Below are 18,989 nucleotides of genomic sequence, written 5' to 3'. Positions count from 1 at the left end.
ACTGAGACAGAGGACGCAGCAGATGACCGCCGCGACACAGCATCCTCTGACGCTTCAGCGTCTTCCTCAACGGGGGGAGAGGCCAGAACCACCCGTCAAAGAAGGCGAGGTCCGAACGGTGACGATCGATACACTCGGCGGGCAAGGGGATGGAATCACCCGTGTTGAGCGTGGATTCGTCGTGATCGTGGCGGATGCCGAACTCGATGACGAAGTAACGGTCGAGATCGATACCGTTCAATCGAACGTCGCCTTTGCGAGTATCACTGAACGAGACGAATAGACGAGACCGGCAGTTAGCGATTCCGTAAACTAACTAGAGTACATTATTTATCGATGTAGATCCCGATATTGGCCATCTTGCCGCAGTAGAACGAGATTTGTGCCGCCAACGGCAGTAGATACTTATCCGTTCGTGCCGTCCTAGGCAGTATGAGCGGGCACTCAACATCCGGACGAAAACCGCGGGTCACGGACGACGAGGTCCTCGCCGTTTTTCGACGCACCGATGACCCGGTGCTGTCGACGGTAGACGTCGCTGATGAGCTCCCGATCAAGCGTCGTGCAACGCTCACCCGCCTCCAGCGCCTCGCCGACAGTGGATCCCTGAAGCGAAAGGAAGCTGGTGGCCGGAATACGGTCTGGTGGCTTGCCGACGACGAACGACTCCGAGGAGGTTCAGCGGAGCCACTCCGAGAAGTAGTCGGGCTTGTCGACAAAGACGGTGCCCAGCGAGTCAAAGAGCGCTCGAAAGCGTTCCGTGAAGCATTTTCCGACCGAATGGACCGACGGCGAGATGCCCGTACAGAACGGGAGACGAGCGGAGAGTCGGAGTGAATGATACTCGACTCAACGTTCCTAATTGACCTCCTTGATCGTCTGGATGCGGCGGAACATACGCTTGAGGAGCTCATCGAGACGGAGACTCCGGTTGCTGTGTCTCCACTCTCAGTCTATGAGACGGGTCTTGGTCTCCGTGAAGACGAATACGAAGCGTTTCATGAGATACTCGCATCGATCACCATTCTTCCACTTGGCCTCGCTGAATCACAACGCGCGCTTGGAATTCAACGAACGCTCTATGGGCAGGGGACACCGATCGGTGACCTTGACGCGTTGATTGCGGCAACGGCGATCGAGAGCCCGGACCCAAGAGTACTCACACGGAACGTCGATGAGTTTGACCGCATCGAAGCGATTGAGGTCGAATCTTACTGAGTAGCTGACTAGGTGACTGCTGCTCGGGTTCGTCCGGTAAAGTAAAGTTAAGTAGAATTGTGTACATAACTATATCCCATTTCAGTTCTATTTTTGGGAACGCCGCTAATCAACTACCTCTATATCGAACTTCCCATGCCACCGATAGCGACGTCCACCCCAGACAAAGGTTCGGCGGATAATCCCATAGCTTAAGAGTGGGACTTGGGCAAGCGTTCCTGGATAGGCCAGTAAAAACGTCCATCGGCGGACTCCGAACGCCGTATAAACCCCCAACTGAAGAAGTGTCAAGAGTATCAGCGCTGGAAGGGGGTAGAGAAGAGCGCCAATCGCAGACAAAGTTGCGATGGCGCACATACCTGCGAACCCCGCAGGATCGTGCCGCCGCACGATCTGTGTAAACCGGACATGACCCTCTCCGGCGAACACGAGTCCGACCCCACGTAACGTATTATCACATTGGTCTATCACAGGATCAGAGTCGTCGTCACAAACTACAAGGAGTTCATCTACCTGGCTGAGCTGTTCAGCGATTTCCTCACAAGCGGTGGTCCACTGCGTCGTAGGGAGAATAACAGTCGTCGGTGGGGGCTCGCCCATGTTAGTCCATCATCTACCAAATATATGAATCGTCTGAGTAGACCCAACTCACCACTCAATCGAGGGGTTATCGACACTGATCGGTAGCTTCTCTGTACGTAGGCTCGAATTTGAGCGCACCCGATACAGAGATCATGCTGCATATGTGCCTTCTATTCAGCACGGCACGTGAGACACATCTTTCTTCATGGACGGAAACGCACGTTCCTGCTAGTCGCTATACGCGTCAAGGAGATCCCACTCCTCGCGTATCAGTTCTCTGACGCCGTGTTCGAGTATCCCCTCTCCGAGTGAGGTGGCCTGATAGTACGAATAGAGGCCTCCGCTGTCGGGCGTCTTCCGTTTTCTATTCTCGACGAGTCCCACGGTAACGAGTGCGTCGAGGTGGTAGTGGAGCGTGTTCGACGGGAGGTATAGTCCCTGTTCGAGTTCTTTCGCACTTTGGGCTCCCTTTTCGGTGAGGAAATGGAGAATCCGAAAGCGGGTTTCGTTACCGATCGCTCGCTGCATGTCCAGATACTGTTCGAGAGAGAGGAGACTGTGTTCCGGCAGGAGTCCTGCCAAATCGTCCGCATCGGGGGACGAACGATCGGTTTCGGACATACTCAGAACTTACGCAAGCAGACCCATAAGTGCTTGCTGACTCAGTACTCACAGAAAAGCAGCTTATTTATATATGGGCGCGGATGCTGGTGTAATGCGCGACCGACTAATCGGCGAACTCGGCGAGCTCGCCCATTCACGCTTTCTCGTCTATCTGATGGGGCCATACAAGACGTTCGACGTCGATGCACTGCTTGACGCGGCGGAGAACGACGACCGCGAGACCCTGAGTTCGATCCCCGAGACGGTGAATTTCGGTACACTTGTCGGGTCGGATATCGATCTCGACCGGCAGGAGGCAGTCCTCGATCTCCTGCTGTACGCCCGTGATCGACTCCGAACTGATCCGGGCGTCAACGCGTTTCTGGCCATCGATATCGACATCCCGTTGGAGGAGATGGACGCTGCAACACAGAGCATCGAATTCGCGCTCGCAAGCAACGCCGTCGTCTATATCGTCCCGAGGATCGGGGATAACCTCGGTGTCGGCATCGAAACCGGATCCGTTCTCGAGGCGATCTTTCGTCAACGCGATGAGCGAACGCCGACGACCGCACATCAAGAACGGGTCCTGTTCATCCACGAATCCGGTGTCAGGAGTGCAATGATCGCTGCAGTGCAAGACCGGTGGGACGCTCGCGTCTACTCGTATGACGACCGCGATGATCTCGTCCATCAGCTCCGGTTGTTCGTCCGTGATCTCGCACGACGAGAACAACGTGGCGACCTCCCACAGCTCGATTGACAGCCTCCCCGCCCTACTCGCTCCCTCCCCTCTTGCGACAGTCGATCACTCTGCTGTTGGCGCTTGTGTTTCTCCCGCTGACGGGCCATGTACTGCTCGGCTTCTGGAACGGGGATCTACTATCCAACACCGGTGCCGCTTGTTAGATAAGAACCGTGTGCGAGATACAGAGGCTGTATTTAGCATGGTGAATACGTTATTTATTTAATCAGAGTCGACCGTTTGAGAGGTCGTGGGTCGTCGTCAGATCGCATTGAGAAACTCGGTCAAGACGCGATTGAAACGCTCGGGTTCCTCAATGGTTATACAGTGTCCGCTCTGTTCGAAGAGTTCGAATCGAGCGTCCGGAATCAGCTCAGACGCGTATTTCACGTTGGCAACGCCCCGCCATTTCTCGTCCGCCCCCGCACAGACGAGGGTTGGGACATCGACCTTGGGAAGCACCTCTCGATAATCTCGCATCAAATCGAGGAGCATTGACCCCCGCACCGACGGTGGCGTTCGGGTTTCTTCGTCGAACATCATGTTCCGGAGTTTCCTCGACGGTGGGTCTTTGAGTAGTGCCTCGATCGATTCATCGGTGAGTTCCACTGGGTTTGATTGTATCCCGTCGAGAACCTCGCGCATCCCCTCTATCGTGTACGTCCCGAAGTCGTACCCCTCCCGCTGAAACGGCGACGGTTCCATGTCGATATCAACCAATGCCCGTATCCTCTCGGTGCCGAACTGATCGACGTACTCCCACGAGACGAGCGCCCCCATCGACCAGCCGACGACCGCGACGTCTGTCAGGTCGAGCTGTTCGAGAAAGGCTCGCAGATCGCGGGCATGTTGCGCGAGCGTGTGACCCCGTTCCGTCTTCTCCGATCGCCCGTGTCCCCGAAAATCGAGCGCCACCGTATGGAAATCCTCGTCGAATCCGACCAACTGTGGTTCGAAGTACCTGAGACCGGCAAACGCGCCGTGGAGAAACACGATCGTTTGTCCTGCTCCCTGCTCCTCGTAATACAGATCGGCTCCGTTACACTGAATGACTGGCATGGTCCTACAGAAACCGATCACAGATAAATAGGCTCTGGGCACCATCGGCTTTCGGACGATACGTTGGCGACCGATACGCGCCCTCTATTCAGCAGGTGAAGGGTTCGTTATCGGCGACCTGATACGAATGCCCAGAGTAAGCGCCCCCGACCGTAAGAGGCAATCAAGACGGGGTTTCCGCTTCGTGCCACCGCTGCAGGTGCTCGGCGTGGGTATCGAGGTACGCACCGGCTTTGAAATGCGCGTCGTAGTAGTCCGTGTCAATATGGTGTGCCTGGACGCAACCGGGCAGCACCATCGTCGGTACCGTCCCCGGGAACTTCCCGTGCTTGTCGTAGACGTACTGGGCGATCTCACCGAGGCACTCGACCGTCTCGTCGGCGTATGGCTCGATCGAGCGCTTCACCGCCTCGCTGTCCTTCCACGGGCCCGGTGTTAACGGGTCGTAGGTGCCGCCCGGACCGAACTTCCGCTCGACCAGTTCATCGACTGCCGCGTGCATGTCCGGGTAGTACGGCGGACAGAGACCCTCGTACTGGTCGTCGAGACCCACCGGGTTTGGTGCGGTCCAGTCCTCATTGTCGACGAACCGGAATCCGAGCCCGTCAAGGTCGTCGCGCATCGGAGCGCCAACCAGGCTCAGCTCGTTGATCCCGGCGAAGTACAACCCGCCCAACCCCATCGCCTGCATCGTGAGCACCATGTTGTGTGCCATGAACGCCAGCTCGGCACAGTTCTGTTCCAGGGTGGCGCGTTCGAGGAAGGACAGCGGGAACGCCTTATCGGCGTCCAACAACCCCGATTCGATGTACGGCCCGAGGTCGCCGGCCGGTTCACCGATCTCGTCATCCATGATCACGTAGCCGTTCTCGACGAACAGACAGAGGAGCGCCAGCATCTCTTCGCTGGCGTCGCCGACGGGCATGAACAGCGTCGACCCCGGCGTGTTGGTCCACCAGTGGTTCGGTTCGAGGATGTGGCCGGATTCGGCGGGGATGTCCACCCGCTCGTCGGAGAGTTTCTCAGTATGCGCTCCGGCCGCTGCCATAATGCGTTCGGCGTCGTCTTCGAGGTCCATTGCCTCGCGGAGCCGACTCAGTTCGACGCTCCGGGTGTTCGTCAGGTATGTGCCGTCGTCGTCGGTATAGAAGAGGACCGGTGTGCCGATCCCGGCCGCCGTCGGTGCCGTTCGACCGGTCAACCGGACCGAGAAGTCGGTGTGCTCGTCCGGCCGATGCGGGCCGAACGGAATCCCGTAGTGCCACCCACTCACCCCGGTCCCGGCGGCGACGAGGACCGATTGCTCGAGGTCGGATAACGGAAGCGGGTCAGCGTCCGATTCGAACGCCAGCGGCCCCGAAGGGATCGACAAGCCACGACCGAACCGACGAGATCGTCGCCCAAAAATGGCCTGAAGCAGTGGATACTCGAACAGTTCGGTAAGGGGTTGTGCGGTGTCAGGCATGGTGACCCCTCGATGTGTCACCAGACATCGACCGTGGTGAGAGCACTTGCAGGTGTGGCGATGTTCTGTCTGCCATGGGTTGGTTGATCCCGTTCTACTATGGGAGCGGGTCACATAACGTCACCCCGTGAAACAACTGCAGGAATTGAACGAAATGCACTCTTTGGCCTGGAAACGGTGTGCTACGGGTCGGTCCGTTGGTGAACGATATGCGCGCTGTATTCAGCACGGCAAATGAAACATATCTTTCTTTGAGGATTTCAACAGAGCCTGGGGATCAATAGATTCCATCTCGTTGTGAGAAAAAACCTTGTGCAACTGTATCCTACGGAAGACACGGCGTTGCACAAGGGTTTGTCTAACTGATCACATTGTGGTGTGTTACAACCCTCAGTTGAGAGATGAACAGATCGCTCAGGGGGGATCTGAGAAGGAGATAACACCATGAACGTTCAAAGAGAGTCTATGGGATTGGACACACTCTTGGTAGCTATTGGAGAAGAGGACGAGAACCGCATCGACGCATTCGCCAAAGCGATAATCGATGTCGCCGCTCCAGCGAAAGCAACAGTCACAGTCGCCCATATTCTCCCTGAAAAGACGTATCAGGATGCTCTTGAGGAGGCAGATGAGGAGACAAGATCGGTTCTCGAAACCCGATTCAAGGAGGGGGTACCCACTCAGCCAGGAATCGAGGGTGATGTACCCGACTGGATTCAGCGCCGTTACCGGGTGAGGGAGGCTGACCGGCCGGAGGTAATCGAACGGGTCCTCAACAGAAAAACCTCATTCAAAATCTCGTGATGACCCTTGATGAGGCTGGTATCGAGTATGAAGTCCGGGGTGCTGTCGGTGATCCGGCTGACCGCGTCACCGCGATGGCTGAGGACCACGATGCTGATTTCGTCGTGGTAGGCGGGCGAAACCAGTCATCGGCTCGGCGAACACTCTTCGGGAGCGTTTCACAGGAGATCCTTGAATCGGTGCGCTGTCCCGTGATCTCTGTTCGTGAAGGCGTCTACGAGTGAGGACAAACACAGTCATCACCGCTCAGTGGCGCCGACATCTCTCGCGCCATATTTATTCGGTGGTTGTTGGAAGGAGACGAGAACAGAAGACAAATAGAGAACTCCAGGTGCCGTTCGCCACCGTGATATTGTCCCACTTTGAGACATTCCTGAGATCCCCAACAAGGGTTCTGATGGAGCCGAGAAATAACAGGGATTGTCCGTCCTGCCGAGAGCGTGTCACGAGGACAAATCGTTTTGCTCGTTGAGCGGGTCTGAGTCCGCTCTAACTGCAGTGTAGACGCGCTCGGCCCACTCACACGCAATCGGGGCATCTGTATCGACGAACACCTGCATGAGACCAGTAGTCTCGTCGTAGCCCCCGATCCCGGCGCGGTCGTCGAACAGCGCGAGACCGTACGGCAGGTCCTCGCGTGTCCGGAGAGTCAAGTGTCCGCGCTCGATCGCCTCCCGGGCGCGTTCGGGGTACGTTTCGAAGAGTTTCTCAACAATGTGTGGCAGGTAGATGATTTCGGTATCGGTTTCGTCGAACACCCGCTGGTGGAACTCGCCGAGGACCAGCGGTGCCATGTGCGTCGTGTTGAATCCCCGGAAGGACTCCGATTCGTTGACGAGTGCGATGAACCGCTCGACCGGCCGGTAGGGATCGTCGGGTTCGGCGACAGTGACCATCGCATCCACAAACGGTTCGACGACAAACTCCCTGTGGTCCTCACAGATGGCCTCGAGAAGTGGGGTCAGTCTGTGGGCGGTCCGCACGTTCGCCTCGAACCGGAGGACCTCCTCGGCGATGACTGCGCCACGCCAGGTCAACTGAAATCGGCCATCGACCTTCTCGACGAATCCTTGCTCATCGAGCCATTGCGTGTAGCGGTGACTCGTCGCCCGCGAGACGTCGAGGCACGCTTCAATTTCCCGGCGATCTAGTGGCTCCTCCAACAGTACTTCGAGGATCGGGCCGTGCCGGACGATGTCGCCAAGCAGGTCCGTGTCGATGCGGTCGCCCGCAGCGTCCAGACGCTCGCCGAGATAGCGGCGGTTCCGTTCGTTTTCCAAAATGGCCTCGAAGACCGGAGAGCCGGGTGGGGGACGACCATCGTCATCCAATCGATCGTCTGGATCAGGCACCATGTGACTTACTCGCTAGACAGAGGCTGTCATCGATAGTAACTCTATCCCGTACACGTTCTGAAAATCTTCTCACTGCCTGAAACGGTGCTCTCGACACCGACCACTGCTCGATAGGTGAGGCCAACACCCGCGCTGTCGTACGTTTTTGTATGGCACAACACGTCCTTCCCGCCGAACAGATCGAACAGTTCGAAGTCGGATTCCACGGCGACCTGATTCGTCCCGATGACGTCGACTACGACGACGCGCGCGGGGTGTGGAACGGGATGATCGACAAGCATCCGGCCCTAATTGCCCGATGTCGAGGCGTCGGAGACGTCATCAGCGCTGTGAACTTCGCGCGCGAGAACGGCCTCCTCGTTGCGGTACGTGGTGGCGGCCACAACGTCGCCGGGACTGCGGTCTGCGATGACGGGCTCGTCATCGATCTCTCGGAGATGCGGGGTGTGCGGATCGACCCCGACGCACAGAGGGCGTGGGTCCAGGCCGGTGCCACGTGGGCAGACGTGGATCACGAGACTCAGGCCTTCGGTCTCGCAACGCCAGGCGGGGCCGTCTCGGAGACGGGCGTCGCAGGACTCACGCTCGGCGGCGGCATCGGTCACCTTCGTTGTAAGTACGGACTGACTTGCGACAACCTCAGGTCAGTCGATTTAGTCACCGCGGACGGCACGTTCGTGACCGCCAGCGAGGACGAGGCTCCGGACCTCTTCTGGGGCCTTCGCGGTGGTGGCGGCAACTTCGGGGTGGTTACCGGCTTCGAGTTCGACCTCCACCCGGTCGGACCCGAGGTGGCGACCTGCCTCGTGTTCTATTCAGGAGACCGGATGGCCGAGTGTCTGCGGGCGTATCGCGAGTACGTCGCGTCAGCGTCCGTGGAAGTCAGCACACTCACGTTGTCTGGCGTGATGCCCGACGAGGAACTCTTCCCCTCGGACGTGGTGGACGACACCAAAATCGCCATCACGGGCTGTTACGCGGGATCGGTCGAGGACGGTGAGCGTGCGCTCGCACCCTTGGAGGAGATCGCCGAACCGATCGCCGACTTCAGCGGCCCGATGCCGTACGTAGACTATCAACAGCTCTTCGATGAGGACTACCCCGATGGAATGCGCTACTACTGGAAGTCGCTGTACCTCGACGGCCTGTCGGAGTCCGCCATCGATCGCATCGTGTACTGGACCGACGTGGCACCCTCACCGCTCTCGACGGTCGACGTCTGGCAGTTAGGGGGCGCAATCGAACGGGCTGACACCGAGGACAGCGCGTTCGCCGGACGACACGCGCCCTTCCTGCTTGGCGTCGAAGCGAACTGGGAGCGCCCGGAAGACGACGACGAGAACGTCGAGTGGGTGCGCGGCTGTCTCGACGATATGCGCCAGTTTTCGGACGGTTCGGTGTATCTGAACTTCCCGGGATTCCTCGAAGAGGGCGACGACATGATGCGGACCACGTTCGGACCGACGTACGAACGATTGGTCGCCCTGAAAGACGAGTACGACCCGGCGAATCTGTTCAGCCTCAACCAAAACATCACACCGTCCGAAAGCGCTGAGGCTGACGGCGGGGCATGCCATGAGTGACTGGGACGCTGAGTTCTCAGCAGGTGGGTGTCAGTCATCGATAGCCTGGATCGTTCCATTGAGCATACTGATGATACCGCTGAGTGTCCTGCTGGTCGCTCCCGTATTCAGTGAGTCCGGGCAGGCTGTTGCCACAGTCGGTTACGTTCTGGCGGAGGCGCTCGTGTTGTACGTCGGATACGGGGCACTGGTACGAATTGCTAGCCCGGCCGCCCGTGAAATACTCGAGAGTACCTGACCATGGAACTCTTCGGTCTTGGTATCGTGATGATTGGTTTCTTCGTCGGGTTCGGCCTGCTCATCGGTATCCTTTTTGGATTTTTCGGGATGGGGGGATCGTTTCTCGTGACGCCAGCGCTGTTGGTGCTCGGATATCCGGCACCGGTGGCTGTCGGGAGCGCATTCGCGTTCGTCTTCGGCACCAGTGTCATCGGTGCGCTCAGACACCGTGATCACGGCCAGATCAGCTACACACTGGCGGCGGTGATGATTCTCGGAATGACGTTCGGTATCGAAGTCGGTACCCGAGTCGTGTTCGTGCTTGCGAATCTCGGTAACGCTGACTTCGTCATCAGCGTGGTGTACGTCGGCCTTCTTGGAGCGGTCGGGCTCATCGTCCTCCGAGATACCAGTACCGACGGTATCGATGTGGGAACGGGCCGAGTCGCTACCAAGGTTCAGGCCATCACGCTCCCACCACTGGTGTCGCTACCTGGCGGTGCTACTGTATCAGTGTGGGTTATCCTTGTTGTTGGGTCGGGCATCGGCATTCTCTCTGGCAGTCTCGGTGTCGGTGGAGGATTCCTTCTACTCCCCGTCATGGTCTATGGATTCGGCATTCCCACTGCAATTGCTGCTGGGACCAGCATCCTCCAGATCTCGGTTTCGGGCGTGTTCGGGACGTTCGTCTACGCCCAGTCGAACGCCGTCAATGTATCCGTTGTCGCCGCGCTGCTCGGCGGGAGCGCTCTCGGCGCTCGCATCGGTGCAAGTGCGACACGGCTGGTAGACGAGGCTGACGTCAAGGGATACTTCGCTGTAATGCTGCTCGCGGGGGGTATCGCCACCGCAAGTAAGCAGGTAGGTGTCGCATTCGGCGTTGAGATGCTTGAGACCATGAGTACACGTCTCATCTTCGGAACCGCAGTCCTGGTCAGTGGTGCGATCATCTACATGTCGATCGCTGCACTCAGAGAGAATCGAGAGCATAGATCGCCACTGATCCGCAAACTACCGGTACGGCTTCGACAGTAGCTGCTGGGATCCAAACGGTAGACTGTCCTCTGGTCTTGGGGTTTTCTCTTGAATCCGTTTCGATTGCCGTGTTGAATAGCGATCCGCGAGTAGGCGAGGCCACTTGGATTCTGAGACTACTAGTTAACCCCTCATGATGGTGGTCGGATTTCGACTATTGATGAGGACATCGCTATTCAAGACATCAGTTTCGACAGTAGTGGTGTGAGTTGCTCGAACATATCCAGAGTTGTCTTCGGCCATTTGTACAACGGTAACGGCTAACGTGATGCGCGACGTAGCCAAATAGTGGCGCCTGCTCCGCCGTCTCGGTACTCAAGGACGTACTGTTGTGTTGGACGCAACGACTGGAGTGACCGATGACATCAACAGTAACGACCAACACAAGCGATACAGCGTGGTCACCACGTCACACATCGGATGCGGGATGACTGACTTCGTCGTGTACATCGACCAATCTACGGTGCGCGACGGAACGTTGAAAGAACTCAAATCGGCGATGCGGGAGTTAGTGGACTTCGTCGAGGCCAACGAGCCGGAGGCACTGGCATACAACGTCTACTTCAGCGCCGATGGAGATCGGATAGCCGTGATACACATGCACACCTATCAAGCCCCTTTGGAGTTTCACATGGCGGTTGCGGGTCCGAAGTTCCCGCCGATTGGCGAGTTCATCGACCTCGAATCTATCGACGTGTATAGCCACATGAGCGAGGATCTCAACCAGTGCTTGAAGGACAAAGCGTCGGGGTTGGGAAGTGGACGTGTGTTAGTCCATGAACGTCACCGAGGTATCGATCGAGTTACGGACAATTGAGGCGAAAAGAAGGTCGGACGGTTGGCGAGGTACGGTTCGATTGCGCGGAACGAATCCAACGATGTCAGCAGCTCATCCGGACCACCGAGCGTCGGGGCGACCAGCACAATACCCAGTAGAACCTGCGCGAAGAGTAGGACGCGCTTGAGGAACTCTCACAACCCGGCGAGCAGTTCGATTGCGGCCGCCTCGAAGCGTAACATCCGCAGATAATCGAATATTTTCCGGACTGAACCAGGTTCACGTACTAGGCCGCACTCAACACCAGGCGTTGGAATTATGAGACGCCCTTATACGACTTATCGTTACTGTGAGTTGACAGTAATGACCATGTTTTGCGCTGTGTTGGGACTTTAGACATGGTAATCAATCACACGCCAGCACAGTATCTAAGGATGTTCTCACCGTTGATCATGCTATGAGTCAGATCAGCGAAGAAGCCGCGCTTCACGGAGTCGATATTGTTGGACCCACAGACGGGCAACCAGTCGTCTTCGTTCATGGGGCGATGTTTACCCGTAAGCTGTGGGCCCCTCAGCGCGATGCGCTTTCAGACGAGTACCGGGTAATCGCACCGGATCTTCCGGGGCACGGTACGCGGTTGGATGAGACGTTCCGTCTGGAGCCAGCGATAGAGCTGCTTGACGATCTTATCGAGACGCAAGCCGATGGCCACGCGATTCTAGTCGGTCTCTCTCTGGGTGGATACGTCTCAACTGAGTACGCCAGTCGGTATCCTGAGAAGGTTGATGGACTCGTTGTCGTAGGAAGTAGCGCGAACCCGGTTGGCCGGATGGAGGCCGTTACACGAGTAGTAGGCACAGTATCGAGGCTCGCGACCAGAAGTGACCGTGTTGAACAGGGTATTCGACGTGCCGGTGAGAAATGGGTTCGAGAGCGTGATCTCTCCCCAGAGATTAAAGAGGAGATCATCGATTCCGGAATCTATCCACGACAGTTTGGGGAAGCTGGCCCAGATCTGAGAGGGAAAGATTTCCGAAGCGCCTTATCAACGTATCCCGGCCCGACGCTTGTTATTAATGGGGCACGGGACCTCATCATGCAGAGAGGTGCAGAGGACCACGCTGCAGCCACGAACAATGCCTATATAGCCACTATGGATGGGGCCGGTCATATTTGCAACCTTCATCGACCGGATGCATTCAGTGCGGTCATACGGAAGTTTAGCAGTGAGATCGTCTAAGCAGAGAGTGTTCGCTGATTCTGCGCGGCTAGATTTAACGGGGGTAGATGAATCGAGGTTCGATGGTGATCGAGATTCTCTCTTCGAATATCCCAACCGGAGCGTTATCCAATTCACAGACGTCATCCGGTCGCTAAAGGAGACAGACGGCATGGACTCAGAAATCGACGAGGACGAACTCAACGAACGTCTTAACCTGTACTTCGAACACGACAGGCTGATTCGGCAGGTCGAGAAGGCAAACTGGCAATTCGAGAGCGATTTCGAGGATCTGAGCACCTACCTGAAGGTATCGTCTCTAGACGCACGCTTCTCGATACGATCAGTGGAGCCCGGAGTTGGGAAACGAACGGCTACGTTCAGCGGGCACGCTCACTGCTTGCTGATTCGTGACGTCGCAAGTGCTGATCTATACCTCGCTACGGACGGAGACGATAGCAGTCGTTTCCAGAGCCGTCTCAGAGACCATCTGGCGATCCACTTGTGCTTCACTTTCACCACGGTTGGCGCGTGCTTTTGACGATAGGGGACCTCTAGTCAGGTGGAGCCCGTCACACGCTCCATGATCCTTCGATACCAGCGCCAGAGCTGCCCTCAGAGGACTGAACGGCCCAGTCTGTGAACGGAAATCCAGAGCGGAATTCACCGGCTACGTACGGACGGTAGTGACGTAAATTGAGAAGGCGATGGAACGATGCTCCGCCGTCCAGCACACGAGGAGAGATACACGGACGGTGGTTGCTGTTGCTGCGCGCCACGAGCGGTTTACCACTGATCAGAGATGAGCACGAACGCGAAATTCACACCATCCAGAGAACAGACGCGCGATCACAACCATAGGGTCTGCCGTGCCCCTAGCTGCTTTAGCTGCGAGGACGTGCAGCTTGTTCGGGCGTTTGGCGAATCAGCCCCGCTTTGTCGCTCCTGCCGACGGGCCTATTTGAGGGTAAGTTCATGAGCTCAAAAGAGCTGCCGTCCGAGCGAACGTCGCTTGAGCGCTTTCCGCAGTGGGAGCAACAAGCAGATCGACGCCCAGCGGACTGTGATTGTCTCCCGACGTTCGACGAACTCCCTTGTTGGCCCTGCTACCGAGACGGCTTCAGGACGCCGAATCCTAACGCCAAATCGGATGAGTAAGGGGCCGTGTTCAGTTCTCGTCTCGATCGCTGCGTACTCATAGTGATTGACATCCTCCCACCCTAACGGGGCAAGATTCCTCCGATGGGGGTTTGGGCTCCTGGCTCACGGAGACAACTTGCGGCCTCTCACTCTGTTCGTTGAGATAAGCGCGTGATGACGTCTCCAGAAATCGAAGATTTCTAGTGTGCAGACGAGACGCGTCTCGTTCCTTGGCCCGATCACAACGATCGTGATACCGATCGGCCGCTTCGGGCTTGATAACGACGAGCTACTACGACTGTACGGTCGAGGAGCACCTCCGTCACCGCCGAGCCATTTCGGCGCTCCCTTCGAAACCGGGCTTCGAGGGAGACTCGTGGTACTCGACAAGAATTACCACTGGAAATGGATATTGGGCCGGTGAAAAGCTATACGTACCTCCGTATATCATAATAAATCATGTTTAACGGACCGAGCCAGCCACGACTGCCGGACGAACCGCCCGAACGGGGCGAGAGCGCCCACCCCGACGTCGTAGACGGGCCCGTGACGGGCGTCCCGACTGCGATCGAGATCGACCTCGGGCTCGATCCCGTCGCCTACCGATACGAGAGCTGGTCCGGGATGGCCGACGGGTGGGTGGAGTTGCTCCGATCGACGGCCGCGACCGTGCCGGATCCCGATCACGAACGCATCCAGAACGTCACCCCGTTGGTACCGCTCTCGGACGTCGAGGCCCTAGTGGAACGGATGATGCTGTCCGGGGAGGTCACCGCGCCTCGCGAACGCATCGACGCCACGAAGGACTCCCCGCCGCCGTGAACGAGCGGAGACAGCAAGCCGCGGCCCGGGAATCGGTCTCGCCTGCCGGACGGGTGAGCCACCAGAGAACTCGACTCTCAGGATCGAGATACGAATCGGACGACTGATTCGCTATTGACAGCGGCATCCCGACGCAGTCGCTCATTCTCACCCGTCACGCTGTCAGTTCAGGCGCGCGTGTGCGAGGCGGGATCTCGGCGATCACACTACCCTATCAACCCCATAAGAGAGGGGACAGAGGAGGGAGGGTAGATGTCCTCGCCCTCGTCCGTCGCGACCTCCGCGTTCATCTTGACGGCTGCGTACCGACGTGATCTCCTCCCGCTCATCGCTGTCGTCCTGCTCCTAGTCCTGAATCTGATCGTCCTGCTGGGCGTGGTCGGAACCAGTCGATCGAGAGGAGGTCCGTATCCGTGTCTGTTGGGTGGAACCCCCCGATTTGTCAAGGATATTCTTACCGCCTACCGTGTTGCAGAACCCGAATCCGTCCTGGTTGACGATCTCGTTAGTGAGATCACGAACGTGACTTATCGAGTAGGCGTCGTCGAGAACCGAGGACTGAATCTCGGAGGCGGACATAGCAGTCCGAGCGCCACCTATCAGGACGGCGCGTGCAAGCACCAGCGCCGCGTCGAGATGGCACTCGGCCAGCGCGACGTGCCCGACCTCGACGAGGAGACGGACGTCGAGATGATGATCGCCGCTCGCGAGCAGTACCGCGGGCTGGGTGATTCGACCGTCGAGCACCGACCGGCCGACGATGCCGTGGTCGTGACCGACGGTATGTTGCGACCGAGACCGCCACGTAGGACGACAATGAGACGCTGATCACCGGCCCGCACATCGAGCCGCCGGAGCAGGGTGGCGCAACGTAGTACCGGGGCGAGGATTGCGGCCGCGAGTCGCTCCGTCGCGGGGACGGAGAGCGCTCGGAGTTCCACGCCGAGGGATGCGCGCTCCGATGAGTCCCCAGGGCGACGACTGAGAGGAAGTAGCGAACGTGTCCAGCCAGTGGTTCTCTTTACTCGCCGGCAACTGTCAGAAACGTCGTGCGAGATACAGGGCACGCATCTCAGACAGAGGGACGTGACCCGAGAAGGGCCTACGACATGTGTTCAAGGAGAAGGTACCCTAGGGCACCCACCACAAACGCAATACCGATGTTTGTCACCACGCCAAGCACGCCGATTCCAAGCGTGAGTGGCAGGTGGTCCGTCTCAAGACCTGCCCGTCCGAGTTCAATAGCGATCAGACCGAGGACAACCCCGAGCATTGGCAGGGGGAACGCAGCCACAATACCGACCGCCAGTACGGCGGCAACCGCGTAAATCACTCCGAGAATCACGTTCGATCCGGCGGTACGGGCACCGAAGGCATACTTTCCAGCGACGCCCCCACTCCCGTGACACATTGGCATCGCCCCAAGTGGGATGGCGAACAGATTCATCACGCCCATACTCGTCGAGAGCTCGTCGGCAGACACGTTTGCGTCGTAGTAGTCCGAGAGAAGTAACGAGGTGGCGACGGCAGCGTTTCCGACAGTCATTGCGAGTTGTGCGACCGTTCCTTCAAGCGCCGCCACAGAGACCGACGACAGACTCGGAAGACGAACTGTAAACGCAGGAAGCTGCGGTGTTGGAACGCCAACCTGTGTAATTGTGAAGACGACCCCGAGACAGAGGACAACGAGCGCGCTCGCCTTCTGGTAGCCCGCGACGATCACAACCGCTGCGATGCCCATCGATAGGAGTGCGAGCGTCAGCCCGTCGAGACTCAGTTGGATACCGGTTTCAAGGAGAATGAGCCCTACCCCGAGTTGAACGCCTCGAATCACTGGCTGACCCACGTACTGCTCGATTCGGCCGAGCGTACCCGTCCATCCAACCACGAGAAGAACAATGCCGGCGAGGAGACCGGCGACCGCGAGTTCGCTCGCTGTGAGAGCGCCTGCGATCACGAGCGCGGCGAGTGCCTTCATCGGCTCGACCGATACCGGAAGGCCGTAGTAGAGCCCCCAGACGATCTGGAACACTGCGAACCCGAGAAGGAGATGGGCCAGCGAGAGTTCCGTGAGGGCAGCGATAGCGACGACCATCGGAAACACCGTGACCGAATCCCCTATCGCCCCAGTAAATTCACCTGTGGAGAATTTGGCCGAATGCTTACGCCAATGATCGCTTGAGAACGCCACTAGTTCGGCTCAAGCGCTCAAAGGCCATTAAACTGTCCAGCAACGATATATGGCTATTCTACGGGTTGTCAGTAACCGATATCAGTTTCGCGTAATACAGCTGTGACTCGTCAAATTGGAAAGAGAGGCACACTACAGTACTCGTTCGTGTCATTCGAGATCGTCAAAGAACTGTTCAATGCGGTGACTGAGTTCAGCCCGCTGCTCACAGGTATCACCAGCCTCCAGTTCCCAGACGAAACTTTCGCCGTCCCAATCGTCTGGGCGGAATTGCTCAACCGAACAGCCCATCGTCACGACATAGTCCACGTCCTCGATGTCCTCGGGCGTGATCTGCCGTGGCGTCCGGTCACTGATGTCGATACTGATCTCGTCCATCGCTTTGATAACCTCGTCATGGACGCTTTCAGCCGGATCAACCCCGCCGGTGATGATCTCGACATCCATACCCCGCTCAGCCCGCTCGCGCTCTGCAAGAGCGCTTGCCATCTGGCTTCGACCTGCGTTACCAACACAGATGAACGCGATTTTCGTCATCGTGGCATCCGTATGGTATGGATGCACAAGAGCGTACGGCTCGCCACCCATATGTTACGTACAGCCGTTCTGTTTTACGGACCGACACTGACAGTTTCTGGAGAGTTCGGGCCAGGATTACGAGTTGGTTGGAACCTGCCTTGGGCCAAGAGTACGTGCTGTGTTCACTGTCTTGCTCATACGTATGCCTCGAATTCCTCGCCGAAGACGAGGAAGTAGCCGGTCCCGACAACGCCAATCACTGCTGCGAGTGTGAACGCGATTTCCGGACTCACGAACTCCCAGAGGTAGCCGCCGAGAGCGGCACTCGGGATGACGATCGTGTTCCGCAGAAGATAGTACGTGCCTGTGACGCGCCCGCCGGCCTCTTGCTCGGCAGGACCGACAATCAACGCCTTGTGCGAGGGAAGGCCCGCGAAGCGGAGTCCAGAGACCGCGAAGATGAGAATCATCGCCCACGAGAGTGACATCAGTGGTGCGAGGACTTCCGGTCCACTGATGAGTACGACGGGAAAGAGGGCATAGACTGCAAAACCCAGCGCGACGACTGGCTTGAGACCGACGCGCTCGGCGGCTTTCGCAGCGGGTGCCATCGTGAGGAGCGCGATCAGCATCTCGACACCGAGTAGATAGCCGAAAAACGCCTCCGGCGAGAGATCGATGCCATATGAGAAGCCGGCCAGCGAAACCGTCGTCTCGAATCCGACCTCGTAGAACTGCGTGATCACCAGCACGAAGAAGACGTAGACCATTCCGTTCGCGAATCGGACGAGCGTATCACCCACCAGGAGTGGGCGAAGTGGCTCGGGCATCTCACGCAGGTCCCGTCTAACTTGAGCAAGCTCCTCGAACGAACCCCCGATAGAATCCTCGCTTGCGTCATCAGAACTCTCTGAGTTCTGATTGTCCGACGAGCTCCGCTCGTCGACGTCATAGAGGACGTGCTGGGCGACGGTGCCGACAACCCCAAAGATGACCGCCACGGCAAGGACGTACTGGAAGCTTACCGTGAAGTCTGGATGGAAGCCGATCAGGACCGCTGCGAGCACTGGACCGATGAGGAACGCCGTCCGGCGGAACGTCTCGGTGCTGGCGAAGCCGGCAGCCAATCGTGAGGGATCAGTCGCTTGTTTGACGACCGCAAACGTCGCGCCCAGCCCGAACGACTTCCAGCCCTGTGCGAGCAGCAGGCCGACGAAGATCCAGATCCAGGGTTGGACCGTGACGCCGGCGACGGTAATCACGCCGAGGTTCGGCGCGACCAGCCAGACCCCGAATCCGACCGTCGAGATCAACCCGAACAGCGTGAGTGCATACCGCGAGCCGATGCGGTCCGAAATAGCGCCGCCGGGATACGGGAATACCGCCGAGATGATGTTGCTGACAGTCCCAAAGAGGCCAACGACGAATCCCGACGCGCCCAGTGCAACCATGTACTCCGGGAGGAACCGATTGGTCATCTGGAAGCCGAGGCTGAACGCGAACATCGCCAGCGACAGTACCAGTACGTCCCGTTCAAGGGCGAAGAACTGCCGAAACGTATCTAACGGTCCCGATTCGTCCGTCTCAACCGTAACTTGCTCCTGACTCATAATCAAATTCTTTCCGAACTCAGTCGTGCGTTTCCGTTG

21 protein-coding genes are annotated in these 18,989 nt (G+C 57.9%); 14 read left to right on the top strand and 7 right to left on the bottom strand.

Annotated features, from left to right (window positions below; translation table 11 throughout):
• The first annotated feature begins 22 nt into the window (after positions 1-22).
• The 3 genes from QRT08_RS14410 to QRT08_RS14400 all read left to right on the top strand — a co-directional run bounded on the left by QRT08_RS14410 (position 23) and on the right by QRT08_RS14400 (position 1,218).
• Complete coding sequence (locus tag QRT08_RS14410) at positions 23-283, top strand: TRAM domain-containing protein (protein ID WP_286046666.1); 261 nt, start codon at positions 23-25, stop codon at positions 281-283.
• A 149-nt stretch (positions 284-432) separates the two neighbouring features.
• Positions 433-837 (top strand): hypothetical protein, encoded by a 405-nt coding sequence (locus QRT08_RS14405; RefSeq protein ID WP_286046665.1) that lies wholly within the window; start codon positions 433-435, stop codon positions 835-837.
• Positions 838-1,218: a PIN domain-containing protein gene (locus tag QRT08_RS14400; RefSeq protein WP_286046664.1), complete on the top strand. Its 381-nt coding sequence runs from the start codon at positions 838-840 to the stop codon at positions 1,216-1,218. It abuts the gene before it with no gap.
• A gap of 810 nt (positions 1,219-2,028) precedes the next feature.
• Here QRT08_RS14400 and QRT08_RS14395 read toward each other — a convergent pair.
• On the bottom strand, positions 2,029-2,421 hold the full coding sequence (locus QRT08_RS14395) for a winged helix-turn-helix domain-containing protein (protein ID WP_286046663.1): 393 nt from the start codon (positions 2,419-2,421) through the stop codon (positions 2,029-2,031).
• Positions 2,422-2,515: 94 nt separating this feature from the next.
• Here QRT08_RS14395 and QRT08_RS14390 point away from each other — a divergent pair, with 94 nt between their 5' ends.
• A complete protein-coding gene (locus QRT08_RS14390; protein ID WP_286046662.1) occupies positions 2,516-3,166 on the top strand; it encodes a DUF7509 family protein in 651 nt (216 codons plus the stop codon).
• Between the two features lie 243 nt (positions 3,167-3,409).
• Here the strand turns inward: QRT08_RS14390 and QRT08_RS14385 are convergent, their stop codons facing one another.
• Both QRT08_RS14385 and QRT08_RS14380 read right to left on the bottom strand, forming a co-directional pair.
• Positions 3,410-4,207, bottom strand: a complete 798-nt coding sequence (locus QRT08_RS14385) for an alpha/beta fold hydrolase (protein ID WP_286046661.1) — start codon at positions 4,205-4,207, stop codon at positions 3,410-3,412.
• A 163-nt stretch (positions 4,208-4,370) separates the two neighbouring features.
• Positions 4,371-5,579, bottom strand: a complete 1,209-nt coding sequence (locus QRT08_RS14380; RefSeq protein WP_286046660.1) for a hypothetical protein — start codon at positions 5,577-5,579, stop codon at positions 4,371-4,373.
• Between the two features lie 537 nt (positions 5,580-6,116).
• On the opposite strand from QRT08_RS14380, the gene QRT08_RS14375 reads away from it, so the two are divergent.
• Complete coding sequence (locus tag QRT08_RS14375; RefSeq protein ID WP_286046659.1) at positions 6,117-6,476, top strand: hypothetical protein; 360 nt, start codon at positions 6,117-6,119, stop codon at positions 6,474-6,476.
• Complete coding sequence (locus QRT08_RS14370; protein ID WP_286046658.1) at positions 6,476-6,700, top strand: universal stress protein; 225 nt, start codon at positions 6,476-6,478, stop codon at positions 6,698-6,700. Before QRT08_RS14375 ends, QRT08_RS14370 begins: the two co-directional genes overlap by 1 nt.
• Positions 6,701-6,919: 219 nt before the next feature.
• Here the strand turns inward: QRT08_RS14370 and QRT08_RS14365 are convergent, their stop codons facing one another.
• Positions 6,920-7,831, bottom strand: a complete 912-nt coding sequence (locus tag QRT08_RS14365; RefSeq protein WP_286046657.1) for a helix-turn-helix transcriptional regulator — start codon at positions 7,829-7,831, stop codon at positions 6,920-6,922.
• Between the two features lie 149 nt (positions 7,832-7,980).
• On the opposite strand from QRT08_RS14365, the gene QRT08_RS14360 reads away from it, so the two are divergent.
• The 8 genes from QRT08_RS14360 to QRT08_RS14325 all read left to right on the top strand — a co-directional run bounded on the left by QRT08_RS14360 (position 7,981) and on the right by QRT08_RS14325 (position 15,458).
• Positions 7,981-9,414 (top strand): FAD-binding oxidoreductase, encoded by a 1,434-nt coding sequence (locus QRT08_RS14360; protein ID WP_286046656.1) that lies wholly within the window; start codon positions 7,981-7,983, stop codon positions 9,412-9,414.
• 70 nt (positions 9,415-9,484) lie between these two features.
• A complete protein-coding gene (locus tag QRT08_RS14355; RefSeq protein ID WP_483299969.1) occupies positions 9,485-9,652 on the top strand; it encodes a DUF7512 family protein in 168 nt (55 codons plus the stop codon).
• Positions 9,653-9,654: 2 nt separating this feature from the next.
• Entirely contained in the window at positions 9,655-10,668 is a 1,014-nt protein-coding gene (locus tag QRT08_RS14350; RefSeq protein ID WP_286046653.1) for a sulfite exporter TauE/SafE family protein, read from the top strand.
• A 352-nt stretch (positions 10,669-11,020) separates the two neighbouring features.
• Positions 11,021-11,485, top strand: coding sequence for a hypothetical protein (locus QRT08_RS14345; protein WP_286046652.1), 465 nt, complete (start codon positions 11,021-11,023; stop codon positions 11,483-11,485).
• A 418-nt stretch (positions 11,486-11,903) separates the two neighbouring features.
• Positions 11,904-12,689 carry an alpha/beta fold hydrolase gene (locus QRT08_RS14340; RefSeq protein ID WP_286046651.1) on the top strand — a complete coding sequence of 262 codons (786 nt, stop codon included), beginning with the start codon at positions 11,904-11,906 and terminating at the stop codon, positions 12,687-12,689.
• Positions 12,690-12,840: 151 nt separating this feature from the next.
• Entirely contained in the window at positions 12,841-13,209 is a 369-nt protein-coding gene (locus QRT08_RS14335; RefSeq protein WP_286046650.1) for a hypothetical protein, read from the top strand.
• A gap of 1,058 nt (positions 13,210-14,267) precedes the next feature.
• Positions 14,268-14,630 carry a hypothetical protein gene (locus tag QRT08_RS14330; protein ID WP_286046649.1) on the top strand — a complete coding sequence of 121 codons (363 nt, stop codon included), beginning with the start codon at positions 14,268-14,270 and terminating at the stop codon, positions 14,628-14,630.
• A 252-nt stretch (positions 14,631-14,882) separates the two neighbouring features.
• Positions 14,883-15,458, top strand: a complete 576-nt coding sequence (locus QRT08_RS14325) for a hypothetical protein (RefSeq protein ID WP_286046648.1) — start codon at positions 14,883-14,885, stop codon at positions 15,456-15,458.
• Positions 15,459-15,732: 274 nt separating this feature from the next.
• On the opposite strand, the gene QRT08_RS14320 is transcribed toward QRT08_RS14325, so the two are convergent.
• The 3 genes from QRT08_RS14320 to QRT08_RS14310 all read right to left on the bottom strand — a co-directional run bounded on the left by QRT08_RS14320 (position 15,733) and on the right by QRT08_RS14310 (position 18,950).
• The gene (locus QRT08_RS14320) at positions 15,733-16,821 is read right to left on the bottom strand and encodes a putative sulfate/molybdate transporter (RefSeq protein WP_286046647.1); all 1,089 of its coding nucleotides are present in this window, start codon (positions 16,819-16,821) and stop codon (positions 15,733-15,735) included.
• Between the two features lie 150 nt (positions 16,822-16,971).
• On the bottom strand, positions 16,972-17,358 hold the full coding sequence (locus QRT08_RS14315) for an arsenate-mycothiol transferase ArsC (protein WP_286046646.1): 387 nt from the start codon (positions 17,356-17,358) through the stop codon (positions 16,972-16,974).
• A 176-nt stretch (positions 17,359-17,534) separates the two neighbouring features.
• Positions 17,535-18,950 carry an MFS transporter gene (locus QRT08_RS14310; RefSeq protein WP_286046645.1) on the bottom strand — a complete coding sequence of 472 codons (1,416 nt, stop codon included), beginning with the start codon at positions 18,948-18,950 and terminating at the stop codon, positions 17,535-17,537.
• Positions 18,951-18,989: the final 39 nt, after the last annotated feature.

The sequence above is a fragment of the Halalkalicoccus sp. NIPERK01 genome (assembly GCF_030287405.1).
Taxonomy (GTDB): Archaea; Halobacteriota; Halobacteria; order Halobacteriales; family Halalkalicoccaceae; genus Halalkalicoccus.
The sequence above is the reverse complement of the archived record's forward strand: the minus strand, read 5'-3'. Positions and strand labels throughout refer to the sequence as shown.

Bases quoted from the DNA above. Each gene is read 5' to 3' on its own strand.
- QRT08_RS14410 (WP_286046666.1), top strand. From the start codon at position 23: ATGACCGCCGCGACACAGCATCCTCTGACGCTTCAGCGTCTTCCTCAA.
- QRT08_RS14405 (WP_286046665.1), top strand. From the start codon at position 433: ATGAGCGGGCACTCAACATCCGGACGAAAACCGCGGGTCACGGACGAC.
- QRT08_RS14400 (WP_286046664.1), top strand. From the start codon at position 838: ATGATACTCGACTCAACGTTCCTAATTGACCTCCTTGATCGTCTGGAT.
- QRT08_RS14395 (WP_286046663.1), bottom strand. From the start codon at position 2,421: ATGTCCGAAACCGATCGTTCGTCCCCCGATGCGGACGATTTGGCAGGA.
- QRT08_RS14390 (WP_286046662.1), top strand. From the start codon at position 2,516: ATGCGCGACCGACTAATCGGCGAACTCGGCGAGCTCGCCCATTCACGC.
- QRT08_RS14385 (WP_286046661.1), bottom strand. From the start codon at position 4,207: ATGCCAGTCATTCAGTGTAACGGAGCCGATCTGTATTACGAGGAGCAG.
- QRT08_RS14375 (WP_286046659.1), top strand. From the start codon at position 6,117: ATGAACGTTCAAAGAGAGTCTATGGGATTGGACACACTCTTGGTAGCT.
- QRT08_RS14370 (WP_286046658.1), top strand. From the start codon at position 6,476: ATGACCCTTGATGAGGCTGGTATCGAGTATGAAGTCCGGGGTGCTGTC.
- QRT08_RS14365 (WP_286046657.1), bottom strand. From the start codon at position 7,831: ATGGTGCCTGATCCAGACGATCGATTGGATGACGATGGTCGTCCCCCA.
- QRT08_RS14360 (WP_286046656.1), top strand. From the start codon at position 7,981: ATGGCACAACACGTCCTTCCCGCCGAACAGATCGAACAGTTCGAAGTC.
- QRT08_RS14355 (WP_483299969.1), top strand. From the start codon at position 9,485: ATGATACCGCTGAGTGTCCTGCTGGTCGCTCCCGTATTCAGTGAGTCC.
- QRT08_RS14350 (WP_286046653.1), top strand. From the start codon at position 9,655: ATGGAACTCTTCGGTCTTGGTATCGTGATGATTGGTTTCTTCGTCGGG.
- QRT08_RS14340 (WP_286046651.1), top strand. From the start codon at position 11,904: ATGAGTCAGATCAGCGAAGAAGCCGCGCTTCACGGAGTCGATATTGTT.
- QRT08_RS14335 (WP_286046650.1), top strand. From the start codon at position 12,841: ATGGACTCAGAAATCGACGAGGACGAACTCAACGAACGTCTTAACCTG.
- QRT08_RS14330 (WP_286046649.1), top strand. From the start codon at position 14,268: ATGTTTAACGGACCGAGCCAGCCACGACTGCCGGACGAACCGCCCGAA.
- QRT08_RS14325 (WP_286046648.1), top strand. From the start codon at position 14,883: ATGTCCTCGCCCTCGTCCGTCGCGACCTCCGCGTTCATCTTGACGGCT.
- QRT08_RS14315 (WP_286046646.1), bottom strand. From the start codon at position 17,358: ATGACGAAAATCGCGTTCATCTGTGTTGGTAACGCAGGTCGAAGCCAG.
- QRT08_RS14310 (WP_286046645.1), bottom strand. From the start codon at position 18,950: ATGAGTCAGGAGCAAGTTACGGTTGAGACGGACGAATCGGGACCGTTA.